The organism is Blastococcus deserti (assembly GCF_042682525.1).
GTDB classification, from domain to species: domain Bacteria; phylum Actinomycetota; class Actinomycetes; order Mycobacteriales; family Geodermatophilaceae; genus Blastococcus_B; species Blastococcus_B deserti.
On record NZ_JBHUHP010000004.1, the window covers coordinates 157,240 to 176,185 of the forward strand.

General features: G+C 73.6%; 19 protein-coding genes. 6 read left to right on the forward strand and 13 right to left on the reverse strand.

Annotated features, from left to right (window positions below; translation table 11 throughout):
• Positions 1–8: 8 nt before the first annotated feature.
• From ACFSHS_RS05630 to iolC, 7 genes are all read right to left on the reverse strand, one after another.
• The gene (locus tag ACFSHS_RS05630; RefSeq protein WP_376872864.1) at positions 9–947 is read right to left on the reverse strand and encodes a sugar phosphate isomerase/epimerase family protein; all 939 of its coding nucleotides are present in this window, start codon (positions 945–947) and stop codon (positions 9–11) included.
• The gene (locus ACFSHS_RS05635) at positions 944–2,017 is read right to left on the reverse strand and encodes a Gfo/Idh/MocA family protein (protein ID WP_376872867.1); all 1,074 of its coding nucleotides are present in this window, start codon (positions 2,015–2,017) and stop codon (positions 944–946) included. The genes ACFSHS_RS05630 and ACFSHS_RS05635 overlap by 4 nt, the downstream gene beginning before the upstream one ends.
• Entirely contained in the window at positions 2,014–3,009 is a 996-nt protein-coding gene (locus ACFSHS_RS05640; RefSeq protein ID WP_376872869.1) for a sugar phosphate isomerase/epimerase family protein, read from the reverse strand. Before ACFSHS_RS05640 ends, ACFSHS_RS05635 begins: the two co-directional genes overlap by 4 nt.
• 34 nt (positions 3,010–3,043) lie before the next feature.
• Entirely contained in the window at positions 3,044–4,990 is a 1,947-nt protein-coding gene (iolD, locus tag ACFSHS_RS05645; protein ID WP_376872873.1) for a 3D-(3,5/4)-trihydroxycyclohexane-1,2-dione acylhydrolase (decyclizing), read from the reverse strand.
• The gene (iolB, locus tag ACFSHS_RS05650) at positions 4,987–5,898 is read right to left on the reverse strand and encodes a 5-deoxy-glucuronate isomerase (RefSeq protein ID WP_376872875.1); all 912 of its coding nucleotides are present in this window, start codon (positions 5,896–5,898) and stop codon (positions 4,987–4,989) included. Before iolB ends, iolD begins: the two co-directional genes overlap by 4 nt.
• Before the next feature lie 76 nt (positions 5,899–5,974).
• Positions 5,975–6,892, reverse strand: a complete 918-nt coding sequence (locus tag ACFSHS_RS05655) for a class I fructose-bisphosphate aldolase (RefSeq protein ID WP_376872877.1) — start codon at positions 6,890–6,892, stop codon at positions 5,975–5,977.
• Complete coding sequence (iolC, locus tag ACFSHS_RS05660; RefSeq protein ID WP_376872880.1) at positions 6,885–7,871, reverse strand: 5-dehydro-2-deoxygluconokinase; 987 nt, start codon at positions 7,869–7,871, stop codon at positions 6,885–6,887. Before iolC ends, ACFSHS_RS05655 begins: the two co-directional genes overlap by 8 nt.
• Positions 7,872–8,115: 244 nt before the next feature.
• Between iolC and ACFSHS_RS05665 the strand changes: the two genes are divergently transcribed.
• Entirely contained in the window at positions 8,116–8,853 is a 738-nt protein-coding gene (locus ACFSHS_RS05665; RefSeq protein ID WP_376872883.1) for a GntR family transcriptional regulator, read from the forward strand.
• Between the two features lie 39 nt (positions 8,854–8,892).
• Here the strand turns inward: ACFSHS_RS05665 and ACFSHS_RS05670 are convergent, their stop codons facing one another.
• Positions 8,893–9,159 carry a hypothetical protein gene (locus ACFSHS_RS05670; RefSeq protein ID WP_376872886.1) on the reverse strand — a complete coding sequence of 89 codons (267 nt, stop codon included), beginning with the start codon at positions 9,157–9,159 and terminating at the stop codon, positions 8,893–8,895.
• 34 nt (positions 9,160–9,193) lie between these two features.
• Positions 9,194–9,628, reverse strand: a complete 435-nt coding sequence (locus ACFSHS_RS05675; RefSeq protein ID WP_376872889.1) for a hypothetical protein — start codon at positions 9,626–9,628, stop codon at positions 9,194–9,196.
• Between the two features lie 191 nt (positions 9,629–9,819).
• Between ACFSHS_RS05675 and ACFSHS_RS05680 the strand changes: the two genes are divergently transcribed.
• On the forward strand, positions 9,820–10,851 hold the full coding sequence (locus ACFSHS_RS05680; protein WP_376872892.1) for a LacI family DNA-binding transcriptional regulator: 1,032 nt from the start codon (positions 9,820–9,822) through the stop codon (positions 10,849–10,851).
• A 69-nt stretch (positions 10,852–10,920) separates the two neighbouring features.
• Here the strand turns inward: ACFSHS_RS05680 and ACFSHS_RS05685 are convergent, their stop codons facing one another.
• The 4 genes from ACFSHS_RS05685 to ACFSHS_RS05700 form a co-directional block, all read right to left on the reverse strand.
• Complete coding sequence (locus ACFSHS_RS05685) at positions 10,921–11,685, reverse strand: DivIVA domain-containing protein (RefSeq protein ID WP_376872895.1); 765 nt, start codon at positions 11,683–11,685, stop codon at positions 10,921–10,923.
• Positions 11,682–12,821: a globin domain-containing protein gene (locus ACFSHS_RS05690; protein ID WP_376872898.1), complete on the reverse strand. Its 1,140-nt coding sequence runs from the start codon at positions 12,819–12,821 to the stop codon at positions 11,682–11,684. The genes ACFSHS_RS05685 and ACFSHS_RS05690 overlap by 4 nt, the downstream gene beginning before the upstream one ends.
• 85 nt (positions 12,822–12,906) lie before the next feature.
• Positions 12,907–14,169 carry a globin domain-containing protein gene (locus ACFSHS_RS05695; RefSeq protein WP_376872901.1) on the reverse strand — a complete coding sequence of 421 codons (1,263 nt, stop codon included), beginning with the start codon at positions 14,167–14,169 and terminating at the stop codon, positions 12,907–12,909.
• Between the two features lie 184 nt (positions 14,170–14,353).
• Complete coding sequence (locus ACFSHS_RS05700) at positions 14,354–15,232, reverse strand: hypothetical protein (protein WP_376872904.1); 879 nt, start codon at positions 15,230–15,232, stop codon at positions 14,354–14,356.
• Between the two features lie 148 nt (positions 15,233–15,380).
• Here ACFSHS_RS05700 and ACFSHS_RS05705 point away from each other — a divergent pair, with 148 nt between their 5' ends.
• The 4 genes from ACFSHS_RS05705 to ACFSHS_RS05720 are packed head-to-tail and all read left to right on the forward strand — an operon-like array spanning position 15,381 to position 18,929.
• Positions 15,381–16,679, forward strand: a complete 1,299-nt coding sequence (locus ACFSHS_RS05705; protein WP_376872907.1) for a hypothetical protein — start codon at positions 15,381–15,383, stop codon at positions 16,677–16,679.
• Complete coding sequence (locus ACFSHS_RS05710; protein WP_376872910.1) at positions 16,676–17,425, forward strand: glycosyltransferase family 2 protein; 750 nt, start codon at positions 16,676–16,678, stop codon at positions 17,423–17,425. Before ACFSHS_RS05705 ends, ACFSHS_RS05710 begins: the two co-directional genes overlap by 4 nt.
• Positions 17,422–18,261 (forward strand): ChbG/HpnK family deacetylase, encoded by an 840-nt coding sequence (locus ACFSHS_RS05715; RefSeq protein ID WP_376872913.1) that lies wholly within the window; start codon positions 17,422–17,424, stop codon positions 18,259–18,261. The genes ACFSHS_RS05710 and ACFSHS_RS05715 overlap by 4 nt, the downstream gene beginning before the upstream one ends.
• Complete coding sequence (locus ACFSHS_RS05720; protein WP_376872916.1) at positions 18,258–18,929, forward strand: class I SAM-dependent methyltransferase; 672 nt, start codon at positions 18,258–18,260, stop codon at positions 18,927–18,929. The genes ACFSHS_RS05715 and ACFSHS_RS05720 overlap by 4 nt, the downstream gene beginning before the upstream one ends.
• Positions 18,930–18,946: the final 17 nt, after the last annotated feature.

Genomic DNA, 18,946 nt, shown 5'->3' on the forward strand with positions numbered 1-18,946 from the left:
TGCCTCTCTCAGGGAGCGGTGTCGTCAGGGAGCGGGGTCTGCGGGAAGTTCGGCCGCCGCGACTCGGCGACCTGGGGGAGGACGTCCCCGGGGAAGTGCTTGCCGACGAGCTGGCGGATGGCGGTGAGCATCCGCATGCCCGACTCCCGGGCCTGGTCGTCCCAGCCGAAGACGCAGGTGGTGAGCACTCCGTCGAAGCCGATGCCGGCCAGGGCGGCGAAGGCCTCGTCGAAGTCGACGTCCCCGCGGCCGATCTCCATGTGCTGGTGGACGCGGATGGTGTTGCCGGGCGGGTTGGTGATGTAGCGCAGCCCGTCGGAGGCGCGGTGGTCCATCGAGTCGGCGACGTGGACGTGGGTGAGCTTGTCGCCGGCGTGCGCGATGATGCCGGCCGCGTCGTCGCCCTGGTGGAACGTGTGCGGCAGGCAGTAGAGGAAGGTGACGTTGGGGCTGTCGATGCCGCGGACCATGTCGACGGCCGGGTGGCCCAGCTCGATGAAGTCGTCGGGGTGCGGTTCGAGCGCCAGCTTCACGCCCTCCCGCTCGAAGACCGGCAGCAGTTCCTCCATCGAGCGCCAGAACATGGCCTCGGCCGGCTCCGGCGCCTCCGGACGCCCGTTGAACTCCGAGTTCATCGTGTCCACGCCGAGCTCGACGGTGATCTCGATGGCCCGCCGCCAGTACCGCACGGCGGCCTGCCGCTCGTCCTCGCCCGGCCCCGACCAGCGCATCACCGGCAGCACCGAGGTCACCCCCACGCCGGCCGACTCCAGCTTGGACCGGAAGGCCCGTACGGTCGCGAGGTCCACCCGGGGGTGCTTGAAGAACGGTACGAAGTCCTCGCGCGGGGAGAGCTCGATCCACTCGTAGCCCATCTGGGCGACGACGTCCGGCAGCTCCAGCAGGGGTGTCGTCCGCAGCATCTGCGGGTCCAGGGCGATCCTCACCGCGCCTCCATCCCCACCTCGGTGCGCCGGCCGCTGCGCAGCGCCTCCACGCCGGCGGCGCAGACCGCCTGGGCGGCGTAGCCGTCCCACGCGCCGGGCCCGTCGACCTCGCCGCGGCGGGCGGCGTCGACCCACCGCTGCAGCTCGATGTCGTAGGCCCGGCCGAAGCGCTGGCGGAAGTCCGGCGCGATGCCGCTCGACCGGGCCGCCCCGGACGGGTCACCGGAGGTGCGGACCAGCCCGCTGTCGAGGCCGATCAACGCGCTGCCGTCCTCGCCGACCACCTCGGTGCGCACCTCGTAGCCGACCCCGGTGCTGACGAAGCACTCGACGTCGACCATGCGGCCGCCGGTGGTCTCGAAGAGCACGAGCAGTGGGTCGGACTGGCCGGTCACCGCGTGCCGGGTCGGCCGCGGCCGGAGGACGGTGACCGCGGCGATCTCCTCGTCGAGGAGGAACCGGGTGACGTCGACCTCGTGCACCACCGAGTCGTTGATCATCATCTCGCTGGTGAAGTGCGGCGGGACGGCGGCGTTGCGGTGCGCACAGTGCACGAGCAGCGGCTCGCCCAGCCCGCCGGCGTCGATCAGTGCCTTGAGCTCGGCGTACTCGGGGTCGAAGCGGCGCATGAAGCCCACGGTGACCAGCCGGCGGCCGGTGCGGGCGGTGTACGCGTCCTCGGCCCGGACGATCCCCAGGGAGCTGGCCGCGTCCATGGTGAGCGGCTTCTCACAGAGCACGGGCTTGCCGTGCTCGATGCAGGCCAGCACCTGCTCCTCGTGGAACCGGCCGGGCGTGGCGATCAGGACGGCGTCCACGTCGTCGTCGGTGATCGCGGCCAGCGGGTCGTCGATCACCCGGCAGCCCGGCACCTCGGCAGCGACCTGCTCGGCCTTCTCGGCGAACGCGTCGCTGACGGCGACGACCTGGGCTCCGGAGATGCGGCTGTAGATCCGGGACACGTGGTCGGCGCCCATCATCCCGACGCCCAGGACGGCGACCCGCAGGTCCCGCGCCGGGACGTCGGCCAGCTCGGGGAGCGCCCCGGCGCGGGTCTCGGCGGTGGTCACGCCTGGGCCTCCGATCCGGTGGCCGGGGTCTTCGGGCGGCCGATCTCCAGGGAGGGGAACCCGCAGCCGGCGATGTAGCGGTGGGTGCGCTGGGCGATGGGGAACGGCATGTCGGGCGGGCACGGGTACATGTCGTGCTCGACGATCGCGAAGACGTCGAGCCCCAGCTCCTCGATGGCCTGCAGCAGCGGCGGGTACGCGGGCACGCCGTTGGGCGGCTCGACCATCGCGCCCCTGCGCACGGCCTCGGGCCAGACGATGTCCTTCTCCAGCACCTCGTCGATCACCGCGGGGTCCACCTGCTTGAGGTGCAGATAGCCGATCCGGTCGGGGTAGCGGCGGATCAGGTCGAGGTTGTCGCCGCGGTAGTAGCTGACGTGGCCGGTGTCCAGGCACAGCGGCACGTACTGCGGGTCGGTGTCGGCGAGGAACTGCTCGATGTCGCGCTGCCAGCCGACGTGGGTCTCCGCATGCGGGTGGAAGGCGATCGACAGGCCGTACTCCTCCTGGATCGCCTTGCCCAGGCGCTCCACACCGGTGGTCTTGGCCTTCCAGGCCTCGGGGGTGAGGTTGCGGGACTCGATGTCGGCGCCGGTCTTCTGGTCGCGGAAGGTGTCCGGGATGACGACGACGTGCGTGCCGCCCATCGCCTTGGTCAGCGCGGCGACGTCGCTGACCTGGCTCCACACCGCGTCCCAGGAGTCCGGCCGGTGCAGGTGCTCGAACACCGTGCCGGCCGACACCTTGAGGTTGCGGGCGGCGAGCTCGTCGGACAGCTGCGCCGGGTCCGTGGGCAGGTAGCCGTAGGGCCCCAGCTCGATCCACTCGTAGCCGCAGGCGCTGACCTCGTCGAGGAAGCGCTGCCACGGCACCTGCTCGGGGTCGTCGGGGAACCAGACGCCCCACGAGTCGGGGGCCGACCCCACCCGGATACGGGCGCGGCCCGGCAGGCGGCTGTCATGCGTGGCGGCCGCGGGGTCCTGTGCGGTCATCGTGTCTCTCTTCCGGAGGTGGGCGGACGGGTTGTCACTGCAGGACGCCGGTCTCGGACGGCGCCAGGTAGGTGTGCTGGCGGGCCTTCCAGTCCTCGTAGACGGCGCGGGCACTCTGGGTGCTCTCGAGCGTGGACACCTCGCTGACCGGGACGTCCCACCAGGACTCGCTGGACGGCGCGTCGACCAGCGGGTCGGTCTCCACGTGCACGACCGTCGTCCGGTCGGAGGCCTTGGCCTTGCGCAGGGCGGCCTCGAAGCTGGGGCCGTCCTGGGCGACGAGGACGTCGACGCCCAGGCTGGCCGCGTTGGCGGCCAGGTCGACCGGCAGCACGTCCCCGTCCAGCCGGCCGGAGGAGGACCGGAACCGGTAGCGGGTACCGAAGCGCTGGGAGCCCAGCGACTCCGACAGCGCACCGATCGAGGCGAATCCGTGGTTCTGGACCAGGACGACGACGATCTTCACGCCCTCCTGGACGGCGGTCACCAGCTCGGTCGGCATCATCAGGTAGCCGCCGTCGCCGACCATGACGAAGACGTCCCGGTCCGGGGCGGCCATGCGGATCCCGATCCCACCGGGGATCTCGTAGCCCATGCAGGAGTAGCCGTACTCGACGTGGTAGCCCTTCCGGTCGCGGACCCGCCACATCTTGTGCAGGTCACCCGGCATCGAGCCCGCGGCGCAGACGACGACGTCGCGCGGCCCGGACACCTCGTTGACCAGCCCGATCACCTCGTTCTGGGTGAGCCGCCCGCCCTCGCCCGCGCTCGGCACCTCCGGGTGGTAGGCCGCGTCCACCGTGGCCTCCCATGCGGCGGAGAGCTCCGCCGTGCGGGCGCGGTAGGCGTCGTCCACCGACCAGCCGGCGAGCGCCCCCGCCAGCGCGGTCAGCGTCTCGCGGGCGTCGGCCTGCACCATGACGCCGGCGTGCTTGGCGGCGTCCATCGAGGCGACGTTGACGTTGACGAACCGCACCCCTCGGGCGCTGAACGCCGTGCGCGAGGCGGTGGTGAAGTCCTGGTAGCGGGTGCCGATGCCGATGACGACGTCGGCCTCGCGGGCCAGCGCGTTGGCCGCCGTGGTGCCGGTCGAGCCGATCGCGCCGACCGACTGCGGGTGGTCGAAGGGCAGCGCGCCCTTGCCGGCCTGGGTCTGGGCGACCGGGATGCCGGTGGCGGCGGCGAACGCGTCGAGGGCCTCGGTGGCGTCGGAGTAGATGACCCCGCCGCCGGCCACGATCAGCGGGCGCCGCGCGGAGCGGATGACCTCCAGCGCCCGGGCCAGCGCGGCCGGCTCCGGCAGCGGCCGGCCGACGTGCCAGGTCCGCTCGGCGAACAGGTCGACCGGCCAGTCGAAGGCCTCGGCCTGCACGTCCTGCGGGAAGCACAGGGTCACCGCGCCGGTCTCGGCCGGGTCGGTGAGCACGCGCATCCCGCCGAGCAGCGCGCCGGGCAGCTGCTCGGGGCGCCACACCCGGTCGAAGTAGCGCGACACCGGGCGGAAGGCGTCGTTCACGGAGACGTCGCCGCTGTCGGGCCGCTCGAGTTCCTGCAGCAGCGGGCCGGCGGACCGGGTCGCGAACGTGTCGGCCGGCAGGAGCAGCACCGGGAGCCGGTTGATCGTGGCGAGGGCCGCGCCGGTGACCATGTTGGTGGCCCCGGGCCCGACGCTCGTCGAGACGGCCCACGTCTGCAGGCGGTCCTTGGCTCGCGCGTACCCGGTCGCGGTGTGCACCATCGCCTGCTCGTTGCGGCCGAGCACGTACGGCAGGGCGCCGGGCTCGTCGACCTCGGCCTGCAGCAGCGCCTGGCCCAGGCCGGCGACGTTGCCGTGGCCGAAGATGCCCAGGCAGCCGGCGAACAGCCGCTGACGATGCCCGTCGCGCTCGGTGTACTGGCGGGCGAGGAACCGGACGACGGCCTGCGCGACGGTCAGCCGCACCGTCTCGGGCGCCGCCGGCGGGGGAAGGGTCTGGCTCACGGTCGCGAGGCTCCGTTCTGCGAGCTGGCGGGAGGGGAGTGGAGGGGCAGCCGCGGGTCGACGTCCTGGGACTCCCACGTCCCGCGGATCCAGGCGTGCGCCGGGTCGTCGACGATGCGCCAGGCGCGTTCCTCGCCGGGCCCGGCCATCACGTTGAGGTAGTAGAGGTCGTGTCCCGGCGAGGCGATCGAGGGGCCGTGCCAGCCGTGGGGGATGAGGACGACGTCGCGGTCGCGCACCTCGGCCAGCACGTCGATCGGCCGTTCGGGCGTGCCGTAGACCCGCTGGTAGGCGAAGCCGGGCTGCCCCTGGGGCCCGGGGGAGACCTCGAAGTAGTAGATCTCCTCCAGCTCGCTCTCCACGTCGGACGTCTCGTCGTGCTTGTGCGGCGGATAGGAGGACCAGTTGCCGCCGGGCGTGACGACCTCGCAGGCGATGAGGGAGTCGGCCTCGAAGACGCCCGCCGTGGCGAAGTTGTTCACCTGGCGGCTGCACCGACCGGCCCCCCGCAGCTCCACCGGGACACCGGCGGCCGGGCCGTAGCGGACCGGCAGCCGCCGGCGGGCGCGGGCGCTGCAGAGGGCGAAGCGGCCGCCGCCGGTGCTGTGCAGCGTCGCGGTGGTCCCGAGCGGGAGGTACAGGAAGTCGGTGGGGCCGGCGAAGACGCCGCTCCGGCCCGTGAGGGTGATCTCCTGGCCCTCGCACGTCACGCGCAGGCCGCCTTCCAGCGGGACGACCACGACCTCGTCGGGGCCGGTGTCGAAGTTGTGCGAGCCGCCCGCGGCCAGGTCGAGCACGCGGAGGCCGGAGTAGGCCCAGCCGGCCGACTCGGGGGTGACCTCGAGCTCGTACGCGCCGACGGCGGCCGTGCCGGCGGGCAGGTGCAGCGACTCGGTGGTCGCGGTCATCAGCTGCTCCTCGGGTAAGGACCCGGTCCTCCCCGTCCCGCGCAGGCTCGCGGCGGGACCCGGGACGGGGCCGACTTCAGTGGACGAGGGAGACCGCGGTGTCGACGGCGGCGGCGACGTCGTCGTCGGGCGGGTAGAGCAGGGTCCGGCCGACGACGAGTCCGCGCACGGCAGGGAGCGCCAGCGCGGCCGACCAGCTGTCGTAGGTCTCCTCGGGGCTGTCCGTCGGGTCCCCGCCGAGCAGCAGGGTCGGCAGGGTGGTGGCGTCCATGACGCGCTCCATCTCCGCGACGACGGGCAGCTTCAGCCAGGTGAACGCCGACGTCGCACCCAGCCCCTGTGCGATGTGCACGGACTTGATGACCCCGTCGGGGCTCAGATCGTTCACGACCGCCCCGTCCACCCGGCGGGACATGAAGGGCTCGAGCATGGCGACGACGCCGGCGCGGGCCAGCTCGGTGATCGCCCGCCCCGAGGTCTCGAGCATCGCCACGGTGCCCGGGTCGTCCAGGTCGATGCGGTTGAGCATCTTCGCGGCGTCGAAGCGCGCCTCGACCACACCAGCGACGTCGTAGCCGGTCATGCGGTCGTCGAGCTCGAAGGCGGAGCCGGCGAGCCCGCCCCGGTTCATCGACGCCACGACCACCTTGTCCTCGAGCGCGCCGAGCAGCAGCAGGTCCTCGGCGATGTCGGCGGTGGCTAGCAGGCCGTCCACGCCCGGCCGGGCCAGCGCCGTCCGCAGGCGGTCCAGCATCTCGGTCCGGCTGGCCATGGCAGTCGGTCGGCCCTGGGCGGCGAGGGCGCCGCGCGCCGGGTGGTCGGCAGCGATCAGCATCAGCCGCCCGTCGGCCGGCAGGAAGGAGGGGCGTCGCCGGCGCGCGGCCAGCGCCCGTCCGATCGCGTGCGGGTCGCGGCTGCGCAGTTCGGTGATCTCGGGGTAGCCGGCGCATCGCGGCGCCTGGAGCACGACGGTGTCGGCAGCGGCTTCAGGCACGGGATCCCTCCAGACGTGGGGCCGCCGGCCGGCTGTCGGCGGCGGAGAGCTGGGCCTCGATCTCGGCGGCGGTGGGCATCGCGGTCGAGCACTCGAGCCGGGAGGCGACGATCGCACCCGCCGCGTTGGCGTTGCGGAGGATCTGCTCCAGCGGCAGCCCGGTGAGCAGGCCGTGGCAGAGGGAACCCCCGAACGCGTCCCCGGCGCCAAGTCCGTTGACCACGTCGACGGGGGTCGGTGGCACCTCCACGCGCTCGGTGCGCGTCTTCCCGAGCACCCCCCGGGGGCCCTGCTTCACGACAGCGAGTTCGACTCCCGCGTCCAGCAGCGCGTCGGCAGCCCGGTCCGGGTCGGTCTCGCCGACGGCGACCTCGCACTCCTCCCGGTTGCCGACCGCGACGGTGACGTGGGGCAGCGCCGCCCGCACCGCCGCTGCGGCCTCCGCCCGCGAGGCCCAGAACATCGGCCGGTAGTCCAGGTCCAGCACCGTGTGCCGGCGGCGACCCCGGGCCGCCCAGGCGGCGTGGTGCGCCGAGCGGCTCGGCTCCTCCGACAACCCGGTCACGGTGGTCCAGAACAGCTGCGCGTTCCGCACCGCCGTCAGATTGAGGTCCTCCGGGCGGATCTGGAGGTCCGGGGCGGTGGGGCGCCGGTAGAAGTACAGCGGGAAGTCGTCCGGCGGGAAGATCTCGCAGAAGGTGACCGGCGTCGGATGCTCCGGGTCCACGACGACGTGCCGGTCGTCGACGCCGAGGTCGCGCAGCGCCCGGCGGACGAACCGGCCGAAGGGGTCGTCACCGACCCCCGTGATCAGCGCGACCGAGTGCCCCAGCCGCGCGGCCGCGACCGCGACGTTGGCGGCACTCCCGCCCAGGAACTTGCCGAAGGTGTCCACGTCCTCCAGACCCACGCCGACCTGCTGCGGGTAGATGTCCACCCCGCTGCGGCCGAGGGCCACCACCTCGAGGGCGTCCTCCACGGTCGACCACCGTCCTTCCACCACGTCGTGTGGGCGGCCCCGGCCTGCGCCGCGTGTCCCAGACTGTGCTCCACAGCACAGGGACGTGTCAACACTTTGTCCTGACATAAGCGCATAGGTAGGTACGGTTGACGGGTACCCCCCATGTGAGGAGTGCTCGACGGCCCACGGTCTGCGATCATGCAAACCTGGGGTGCTCGAGCCGGCGGTCGAACCCCTGGTTCGCGCTCCGGAGGAGGTATCAGTGGGATCCGTGCTGAGGTACGACATCGACCGGTCCAGCCCCACGCCGCTGTACTTCCAGCTCGCGCAGGCGATCGAGAGCGCCATCGCCGGAGGTTCCCTGCCGGCCGGCTCCAAGCTGGAGAACGAGGTCCTGCTGGCTCAGCGCTACGGGTTGTCCCGGCCGACGGTGCGGCGTGCCGTGCAGGAGCTCGTCGACAAGGGCCTGCTGGTGCGCAAGCGCGGAGTGGGCACGCAGGTGATCCAGCCCCACGTCCGCCGGTCGGTGGAGCTCACCAGTCTCTACGACGACCTGGTGCAGGCCGGGGAGGCGCCGACGACCGAGGTGCTGTCGATGGAGCGCGTTCCGGCGTCCGCGGACATCGCCGAGGAGCTCGACCTGGCGGAGGGGGACGAGGTGGTGGTGCTCCGCCGTCTGCGACGGTCACACGGCGAGCCGCTCGCCCTGATGACCAACCACCTGCCCGGCCGGTTCGACCCGTCCGTCGACGAACTCGCCGAGCGTGGGCTCTACCAGTTCCTGCGCAGCCGGGGAGTGCACCTGCGCGTCGCGCACCAGCGGATCGGTGCCCGGCTGGCCCGCGCGGAGGAGGCGCGGTTGCTCGAGGAGCCGCCCCGTGCGGCGCTGCTCACCATGCAGCGGACCGCTTTCGACGACCACGGCACTCCTGTGGAGCTGGGGCGTCACCTGTACCGGGCCTCGCGCTACGACTTCGAGGCGACGCTCGTCGGTCGGTGAGGGCGGAGGGCCCCGCGGGCGCGCGGACGGCGCTTCGGCTCAGGCGAAGGGGTTCTCGCCGGCCTCGATCTGCTCGGCGAACTCCGTGAGCGCGACCCGGTCCGGCTCGCCGCCCACAGAGCGCACGGCAGCCTCGAGGGCCACCAGGACCTCGGCCGCGGGCCGGTGCGCATGGCTGCGGCCGATCTCCGCCAGCCTCGGGCGCGCCTGCTCGCTGACCTGTGCCGCCAGCCGGGGCACCGGCGGCCGGAGGAACGCCAGGAGCTCGCGTTGCAGCGCCGACTCGCGCCGGTGGCGGGGTCTCATCGGTGCTCCTCCCGGACGGGCCCGGACATGGCGGTCAGCGGATGGAGAGCGGGCGCTCCCCGGCGGTGATCAGGCTCAGGGCCTCGTCCATGTAGCTGTCGGACAGCTCCTGCACGAGGTCGTAGCGCTCCTCGGCCACGGCCATGTTCACCTGCTCGACGTGGGCGTCGTGCAACCGGCGGAGGCGCTCGGACACGTCCTCCGGCGCGAGGGTGTCGACGTCGCTCGACCGGTCGGTGGGCGTCGCGACGACGGGAGCGTCCGGACCCGGACGGGCGGTGGGGCGCATGAGTGCGGCAGCGACGAGAACGGTCATCGCCAGGACGAGGACGAGCCCGGCCGTGCCGTCGGCCAGCCAGGCGAGGAGGCCCAGGGCCAGGAACGGAAGCACGAGCGCGCGGATCCGGCCACGCGGGTCGTTCGGTGCCGCGGTGCCACCGGTCGGGACCGCGGGGAGGGAGCGGAGCACGGCAGTCTGCCTTTCCGATGTGGAGGGCGTCCGCCGGGGTGGTACCCCGGGGCCTCGGAAGGACGCCCGCGTTAGTCTCTGAATCGGTACAGAACCCAGCGTACGTCCGCGAGGTGCAGGTGTCGAAGAACGAACCGCTCGAACCGCCGATCGCTCGTTTGACCCTGCTCACACTCGCGCGGGATCTCGGGGTGTCTCGGGCGACCGTGTCCAACGCGTACAACCGGCCCGACCAGCTCTCCCCGGCGCTGCGGGCGCGGATCCTCGCCCGCGCGGAGGAGCTCGGCTTCCCCGGGCCCGATCCCATGGCCGCCGGTCTGCGCCGGGGGCGGGTCGGCGCCGTCGGCGTGCTCGTCGACGAGGGGCTGTCCCACGCGTTCTCGGACCCGACGACCGTGCTCCTCCTCGACGGCCTGGCGCGCGAGCTGCACCGCGACGGCCTGGGGCTGTTGCTGCACGCCGGTCGGGCCGACGGCGGCACGCTCCAGCCGATCCGGGACGCCGCTGTCGACGCCTGGGTGATCCTCTCCCTGCCCGACGGCCACCCCGCTGTGTCCGCCGCCCAGGCCCGCGGCCGGCCTGTCGTCGTCCTCGACCAGCCCTCGCTGCCGGACGTGCCGATGGTGGGCATCGACGACGTCGCCGGCGCCGAGGCGGCCGTCCGCCACCTGCTGGACCTCGGTCACCGCCGGCTCGCTGTCCTCGCCATGCCGCTCCAGGCGGGCGGCCGGGAGGGCAGAGCCGATCTGCGCCGTCAGGCCGAGGCCACCTACGCGGTCATGCGCCGGCGGCTCGCCGGTGCCGCCGCCGCGGTCCGGGGAGCGGGCCTGGACTGGGCGGACGTGCCGGTCGTCGAGTGCACCGCCCATCAGCCGGACGCAGCGGCCCGGGCGATCGCGAGCCTGCTCACCGGGCCGGACGCCCCCACGGCCGTCTTCGCGTGCAGCGACCAGCTCGCCCTCGGTGTCCTGTGGGCCGCCCGCACCGCAGGGCTGCGCGTGCCCGAGGAGCTGTCCGTCGTAGGGTTCGACGACTCGCCGGCGGCCCGGGTCGCGGACCCGCCGCTGACCACGGTCGCGCAGCCCCTGCGGGAGCGTGGCCGGGCGGTGGGGTCGCTGGTGCGCGCCCTCGTCCGAGGGGCGGACCCCGCGTCTCCCGCGTGCCATCCGGTGGAACTCGTCGTGCGGGGGAGCACCGCGCCGCCGCGGCGCGGCCAGGCGTGACGACACCGCGCCGGCAGGACCCGGCCCGTGACGGGGCCGAGCCGGACCTGCCGCCCGTCGACGACGCGACTACGACCCGGACCGGGAGCCCGCCGTCGCCGGCAGTCCCTCCTGCGCCTCGTCGTCGGGCGGCGCCTCGGCGACGGTGTTCCCGGTGAACGTCGTCGCCGATCCGGGGCCACCGTCGCGGCCGGAGCGCTGGGCCGGTGGCCGCGGCGGCTCCTGCGGCAGCGCGGCCGGATCGGCCCGGCCCCATTCGGTCTCGACGTCGCTGAGCAGCGCCTCGAGGTAGGAGCGCAGCTGCGTCCGGCAGGCCTGGCCGAAGGCCTTGAGGTACGCGACCTGCTCCTGCAGCTCCTCCACGCTGCGGGCGGGTGCGTCGGCCCCGGCCGGAGTCCCGGCGGAGATCCTCGCCGCGGCCTCCTGGGCCGCCGCGATGATGGCGCCCGCGTTCTCGCGTGCCTGGCGCACCGCCGCCTCGTACTCGGCCCGGGCCTCGCTGGTGACCTGCCGGCTGAACTCCTCGGCCTCGGCGACGTAGTTGTCGGCGGTCAGCTGGGCGCTGGCGAGGATCCGGACGGCCTGCTCGCTCGGGGGAGCCTGCGCCGCCGCGTCCTCCACCTGCGCCTGCAACGCCCGCACCCGGTCGCGCAGCTCCGCCTTCTCGGCGATGTGCCGCGCCAGTTCCTCGGCCAGGCGGTGCATCACCCGATCCACCTCGGTGTCGACGTAACCGGGATGCAGCATGGAGGCACGGGGAAACCGCAGGCTGTGCAGGTCGGCCGGCGTGATCGGCCGGGGAGCGCTCCCGGTCCCGTTCTGTGCGCTGCTCATTCCGTCACCTCTCCGTCAAGACTGGGCCCCGGTCGGCTGGGGGCGAAGACCTCGCTGGACACCCGTTGTCGCGGTACGCCGTGCTGCAGCAGCCGGCTGACCGTGTCGTCCACCATCGGGCCCGGTCCCGCGACGAAGACCTCCCGGCTGAGCCACGGACCGTGGCGCAGGACCACGTCACCCACCTCGCCGTGCTCCAGGTCGGAGATCTTGTCCTCCGAGACCGCGTAGGTGACGGTGAGCCAGGGGTTCTCCTGCTCGAGCCGCCGCAGGTCGCCGCGGTCGTAGATCTGGTCCTCGGTGCGGAAGCCGACGAAGAGGTCGACCCGCCGGGCCGGGCCCTTTCGCGCGATCTGGTCGACGATGGCCTTGAGCGGCGCCAGGCCCATGCCCCCGGCGACCAGCAGGAGGTCGCGGTCCGACTCCGCGTCGAGCGCCATGTGGCCCAGGGGCGGCCCCAGCCGGAGCACGTCCCCGACTCCGACCCGGCGGACGAGCGCGGAGCTGACCGGGCCGCCGTCGCGGGCCTTGACGTGGATCTCCAGGAGCCCGTCGGGCCGCGGCGCGTTGGCGGGGGAGTAGTAGCGCCACAACCGCGGCCGCAGTTCGGTCTCGAGCGAGACCGACTGACCGGGCAGGTAGTCGTACCGGGTGCGCGGGCGGACCTGCAGGACGGCGACGTCCAGGGTGCGCCGCTCGTGGCCGACGACGTCGGCATCCCACCAGGCCGGCTGCTCCGCCGCCTCGTCGGCCGCGTCGATCATGACGGTGGCGACGACGTCGTAGGCCTCCGACCAGCTCTTGGCCAGCTCGGGGTTCCACTCGTCGTCGAAGTGCTCGAGCGTCGCCAGGAGGCTCGCCCCGACGGCCGGGTAGTGCGCCGCGACGGTGCCGAACTTCCGGTGGTCGCGGCCCAGCTGCTGGAGGATCGGCACCAGCGCGTCGAGGTCGTCGACCCGGGCCATCACGTCGCCCAGGGCGGCGAACAGCCGGTCGCGCTGGTGGGCCATCGAGACCGGGAACAGCTGGCGGGTCTCGGGATGGCTGAGGAAGAGGTGGGAGTAGAAGTACAGCGGGGCCTCGTCCCCGGTGGCTGCGGCTTTGGCGAAGTTCGCCCGCATCGCGGGGATGTCCACGCGACGCCTCCTTCCTGAGGTGCATGCGGCCGGGCCGGCCGGCGGTCGTCCTCGCCGTCGGCCGGGGAGGAACCGGAACGGGTGGTCAGCCGGGCTGGAGCGCGCCGCGGTCGGAGGCGCCGGGGGTCTCCTCCGTCGCCAGGTCGGCCTGCCACAGATCGGGCCCGAAGACCTCGTACTGGATGTCGCGCGCGGGCACGCCGCGCTCGATGAGGGCGCTCCGGACTGCTTGCATGAAGGGCAGCGGACCGCAGAGGTAGTAGCCGGCGTCGTGGGGCAGCTTGACGTCGTCGAGATCCATCAGTCCCGCGTGCACCTCGGCGCCCATCGTGCTGGTTCCCCCGTGCTTCCCCCCGCGCTCGAACCACACGTGCGCCGACGCACCGGGCAGGTAGCGGATGTCCTCGAGCACCTGGTGGCGCAGGGCGAAGGACGCCTCGTCTACGTCGGCGTGCAGCAGGGTGATGGGCAGGTGTGACCTGGCGGCCGCCAGGTGGGAGAGCATGCCGGCCATCGGGGTGATGCCGATGCCGGCGCTGGCGAACACGGCCGGGCGGGAGTCGTCGAGGACGACGTCGCCGAACGGCAGCGACATGGTCAGCCGGTCGCCCACCTGCACGGAGTCGGCGAGGCGGTTGGACACCTCGCCGTCCGGCTTGCCGCCGCCCCGCACGCGCTTGACGGAGAAGTGGCGGTGCTCGCCGTCGTCGGCCCTGGTCAGGCTGTACTGCCGGGGTTGGCGGACGCCGTCGGGCATCGGCACCTGCACGGTCACGTACTGGCCCGGCAGCGACGTCTTGACCAGGCGGTCGTCGATCTTCCGCATCCGGAACGTGACGACGTCCTCGGTCTCCTGGACCTTCTCGGCGACCTCCCACTCCCGCCACACCGTCTCCGGCCGCACGCCCCGGGCGCTGTAGAGACCGCGCTCCTGGTTGATCAGCGCGTACGCCATCAACCAGTACACCTCGTCCCAGGCCGCCGCGACCTCCGGTGTGACGGCGTCGCCGAGCACGTCGACGATGGCCCAGAACAGGTGGTCGTGGACGACGTCGTACTGGGCCGGGGTGATCCCCAGCGAGGCGTGCTTGTGCGCGATGCGCGAGAGCAGGTGATCGGGCAGCTGCTCGGGCACCTTCACCAGGGAGTTCGCGAAGACGGCGACCGACCCGGCCAGCGCCATCTGCTGGGTCTTCTCGGCCTGGTTGCCGCGGTTGAAGACGCCGTCGAGCAACTGTGGATGCTCGCCGAACAGGTGGTCGTAGAAACGGGTGGCGATCTCCTCGATGTTGTCCGCGACGACGGGCAACGTCGCCTCGATCACGGGACGGGATCGGTCGGAAAGCACGTGGTCTCCTTGCCAATCGACTAGCCCCCCGCTGGCGCGGTCACGTTCCGCTCAGCCACCGCTACCCGTTCGTGCGGATCTGAGACGTACGGAATACGCCCGGGCGTGTCGCCGCGGGCGCGCCGGTCGGCAGGGCGGCCGGGTCCCGCACCGATGACGGCGCGGCCGGGTGTCGGGCCGCGGTTCAGCGGTCGGGTCCCGCGACGGCCGCCGAACCCCGACCGGGGTCCGCGGCGGCGCCGGTGACCGCCTCGGGGGCGCCGAAGCGGGCGAGCAGGAGGGCGCTGCAGACCGTGACGGCGAAGCCCGCCGCGGCCGCCCCTGCCATCCCGTCGGCCGGTCGGTCACCCACCGCCAGGCCCAGCAGCGACCCCAGCGCGGCCTCGGTGGCGACCATCGTGGTCGTCACCGCGACGACGGTGCCCCGTTGCAGGGCCAGGGCACCGGCGACCAGGCCGGCCGCGCTGGTCACCGCGACGGCGTAGGCGCTGGGGTCGGTGAGCACACCGGGGAGCGCGGTCGGGCCCAGGACACGGGCGCTCAGCGCCAGGAGCCCGAAGCAGCTGCCGGCCAGGGCCGCCACGACCGCAGCCGTGCGAGCCGACGGGCGGGTACGGGCCGCCACCACGGTGAGCGCGGCCAGCCCGAGGGCGGCGGCCAGCGCGGCCCACCGGACGACGCCGGGGACATCCGCGGGCCCCTGAGGCGCCGCCGCGAGCGCCACCGCGACGAGCCCGACCGCGACCCCGACCAGGGCGATCCTCTCGCGGGGACGGAGCCGGGTGCCCAGTACGAACGCGGCCAGGACGGCGGTGACACCAAGGCTCGAGGCGCGCGCGGACTGCACCACGAACAGCGGCAGCGCGCGGATGGCGACCACGGACAGCAGGAAGCCCGCGGCCACCAGCAGAAGACCGCACAGGTAGCGCGGATCGCGAGCCAGCCCGCCGAGCAGCCCCGTCAGATCGGTACGGGCGGACCGGGCGACCGCGGCGGCCTGGAAGACGGCCGACGCGCCGTAGCAGAGCGCCGCTCCAGCGACGGCGAGCACGGCCAGCAGCACGGCGACCTCGTTCCTCCTCGGCGCGGTTCCAGGGCGCGGCCGGGCGGGGGGCTCCCACGACGGACCGAGCGGGTGGTCCCACGCGTTTCCCGCGCGCCCTCGCGAGTCTCGCTGTACTCGGTACCCCCGCCGACATAGATTGCCCTACGTGACCCAGCCGCTGGGCGCGCGGCTGGCGCATGTCGTCCGGCGGCTGCCCCTCTACGCGCTCGGCGCCTTCGTCGTGGCGACCGTGCTCATGTCGCTGCTCGCCTGGGCCACGTACCGGACGGTGGGCCCGACCCCTGGTCACGAGTACCTGGACGGTCCCGGCTGGCTGGACGCGTGGTTCCAGGGCGACTCCGGCTGGTACCACCGCATCGCCGAGGGCGGCTACAGCTACACGCCGGGCCAGCAGTCCTCGATCGCCTTCTTCCCCACCTATCCCCTTCTGGTCAGCGTGGTCGGTGCGCTCCTCGGCGGCGACGTCTCCACGGCCGCCGGCCTGGTCACCCTGGTGTGCGCGGCGGGGGTGGTCGTGCTGTTCGCCGACTGGGTGCGCTCGCGGGTGCGGCCACGCACCGCATGCGTCGCGGTGGCCCTGCTGCTCGTCTACCCGTACAGCTTCTTCCTCTACGGCAGCGGCTACGGCGACGCGTCGTTCCTGCTCACCGCCCTGGGGTCGTTCGCCCTGCTGGAACGGCGGCACTACGCGCTCGCCGGACTGACCGGCGTCCTGGCGACCGCGGGGCGGCCGGTGGGGATCGCCGTGGCCGTGGCCCTGGTCGTCCGCGCCGTGGAGCTCACGGCCCAGGACCGCGCCGCGCGCCGGGACACGGAGGTGCGCGTCGGCGGGACGGCGGCGCCGGGTCCTCCCACAGGAGGACCGGCCGACGCCGCTGCGGGCGAGCGGGCCGGGCCCGTGTCGTGGCGGGAGCTGGTCGGGGCCGTGGGATTGCTGCGCTGGCGGCACGCGGCGGTCCTCGTGTCCGTCGGTGGCCTGGTCGCGTGGATGGTCTACCTCGGCGTCCGGTTCGGCGATCCGCTGGCGTTCGCCACCGTGCAGGGCGCGCCGGGCTGGGACCAGGGCGGCGGACCGCGCACCTGGTTCAAGGTGCCGTTCTTCGGAGCCCTGTACTACCGGAACTGGGACGACATCGTCCTGGTGGTGCCCCAGGCGCTGGCGTGCCTGGCCGCCGTCCTGCTGGTACGCACGGTCTGGCGGCGGTTCGGCTGGGGCTACGCCGCCTATACGGTGGTCTCGCTGGCGATCCCCATCATCGGCACCAAGGACTTCATGGGCACCGGGCGGTACGTCCTGGCCGCCTACCCGGTCCTGGCCGCGGCCGCGGTGGTGCTCACCGACGACCGACGCCCGCGCTGGCTGGCTCCGGTGGTCCTCGCGGCGCTGACCGTCGGCTTGTGCATCGCTGCACTCTCGTACGTGAACGGCGTGGAGGTCTCGTGAACGCGTCCGCCAAGGTGGAGCTGCTCTCGGTCTTCTTCCCCATGTGGAACGAGGAGGACTACGTCGAGCGCGCCGTGCGCGCCGCCGAGGACGAGTGCCAGCGGCTGGTCGACCTCGGGGAGATCGCCGCGTACGAGATCCTCATCGTCGACGACTGCTCGACCGACCGGACCCCGGAGATCGCCGATGCCCTCGCCGCGGCCGATCCCCGCATCCGCGTGGTCCACCACCCGGTCAACCGGGGGCTGGGCGGGAGCATCAAGACCGGGTTCGCGTCGGTGCGCGGCGACGTCGTCCTCTACACCGACGCGGACCTGCCGTTCGAGATGCTCGAGCTGGGCCGGGCGCTGCGAGTGCTGCGTCACTACGAGGCCGACATGGTCAGCGCCTACCGGTTCGACCGCACGGGTGAGGGACCGCGTCGTGCCGTCTACTCCTTCGCCTACAACACGCTGGTGAGACTGGCGTTCGGCACCCGGGTGCGCGACATCAACTTCGCCTTCAAGCTGGTGCGCCGGCACGTGCTCGACGCCGCCCGACCGGTCAGCGAAGGATCGTTCATCGACGCCGAGCTGGTCATCCGGGCCCAGAAGCTGGGCTTCCACATCGTGCAGATCGGCGTGGACTACTTCCCCCGTTCCCGCGGGGTGTCCACCCTCTCCTCGCTGGCCGTCATCCGCCGGATGCTGAGGGAGATGCGGCAGCTGCGGGCCGAGCTGGCCCGGCTCACCCCCACCGCCCGGTGAGCCGCCTGCTCGTGGTGAATGCCGACGACATGGGCCTGACGCCGGGGGTGTGCCGCGCGGTCCGGCGGGCGCACGCCGACGGCGTCGTCACGTCGACGTCGGTGCTCGCCGTCGGGACGGCGTTCGAGCAGGCCGCCACGGCGGTGCGGGAGGCCGGCGACCTGGGCCTCGGTGCCCACCTGGCCATCGTGGGGGAGGACCGCCCGCTCCTGTCGGCGCGTGAGGTGCCCACCCTCGTCGACCGGGAGGGCCGGTTCCCCCTCTCGTACCGCACCGTGGTCGCCCGCGGGGCGGCCGGACGGATCGACCCCGACGACGTCGCCCGCGAGTTCCGGGCGCAGCTGCAGCGGGTCCGGGGCATCGGGGTGCCCGTCACCCACCTGGACACCCACCAGCACACTCATCTGTGGCCCGCGGTGGCCGCCGTCGTGGTGCAGCTGGCATCGGAAGCCGGGATCCGGTGCGTGCGACTTCCCGGCAGCCGGCGGCGTGGACCCCTGGGAGCGGGGGTGCGGCTGCTGGCCGGCCGGCTCCGCCGGCGGATCACGGGGGCCGGGCTGCAGACCACCGACGCCTACGCCGGCCTGGACGAGGCGGGGGCGCTGGACGGCCCGAGGTTCGCGGCCGCCCTGCAGCAGCTGACCGACGGGGGCGCCGCGACGGCGGAGATCAACACCCACCCGGGTGAGGCGGGGGACGCCGATCTGGCCCGCTTCGACTGGGGCTACCGCTGGCCCGACGAGCTGGCCATGCTGACCGCCCCCGCGACCCGGGCGCTCGTCGAGCGGCTGGGGTGGCGGCTGGGGACCTTCGCCGACCTGCCGGGCGAGCGATGAGCCGCTGGCCGGACGAGGCGGCACGGGCGGCTCTGCGCAGCTACCGGGCGGCGCCGCCGGGGGACCGGCTGCACGTCCTGGTGCGCTGGCTGAGTTGCCCGTTCCCGCCCGTCGTCGAGGTGCTCCCGTCCACGGGTCGCGTCCTGGAGGTCGGCTGCGGCCACGGCCTGTTCAGCGGCTACCTCGCCCGTCGGTCGCCCGGGCTGCGGGTGCGCGGGGTCGACATCGACGCGGACAAGATCGCCGTCGCCGCGACGTCGTTGCCGCCCGATGACGGCCGGCTGGAGTTCGCGGTCGGCGAGCCGGGCTCGGTCCCCGACGGTCCGTGGGACGCCGTCGTCCTCGTCGACGTCCTCTACCTCCTCGACGAGGCCGGGCAGCGCGCCCTGCTGGCGTCCTGTGCCGCGGCGCTCGCCCCCGGCGGGCTCCTGGTGGTGAAGGACATGGACACCCGGCCGCGATGGAAGGCGCGGTGGAACGCCGCCCAGGAGGCGCTGTCGGTCCGGGTGCTGGGCATCACCGCGGGGTCCCGGGAGTTCACCTTCGTCCCGCCCGACGAACGGGCGCGCTGGCTCGTGGCCGCCGGTCTGCGCGACGTCCGGGCGAGCCGCCTCGACCGCGGCCGGGTGCACCCGCACCACCTGCTGGTCGCGCGGGCGCCCGGGTGAGCCGGCGGGAACCGGTC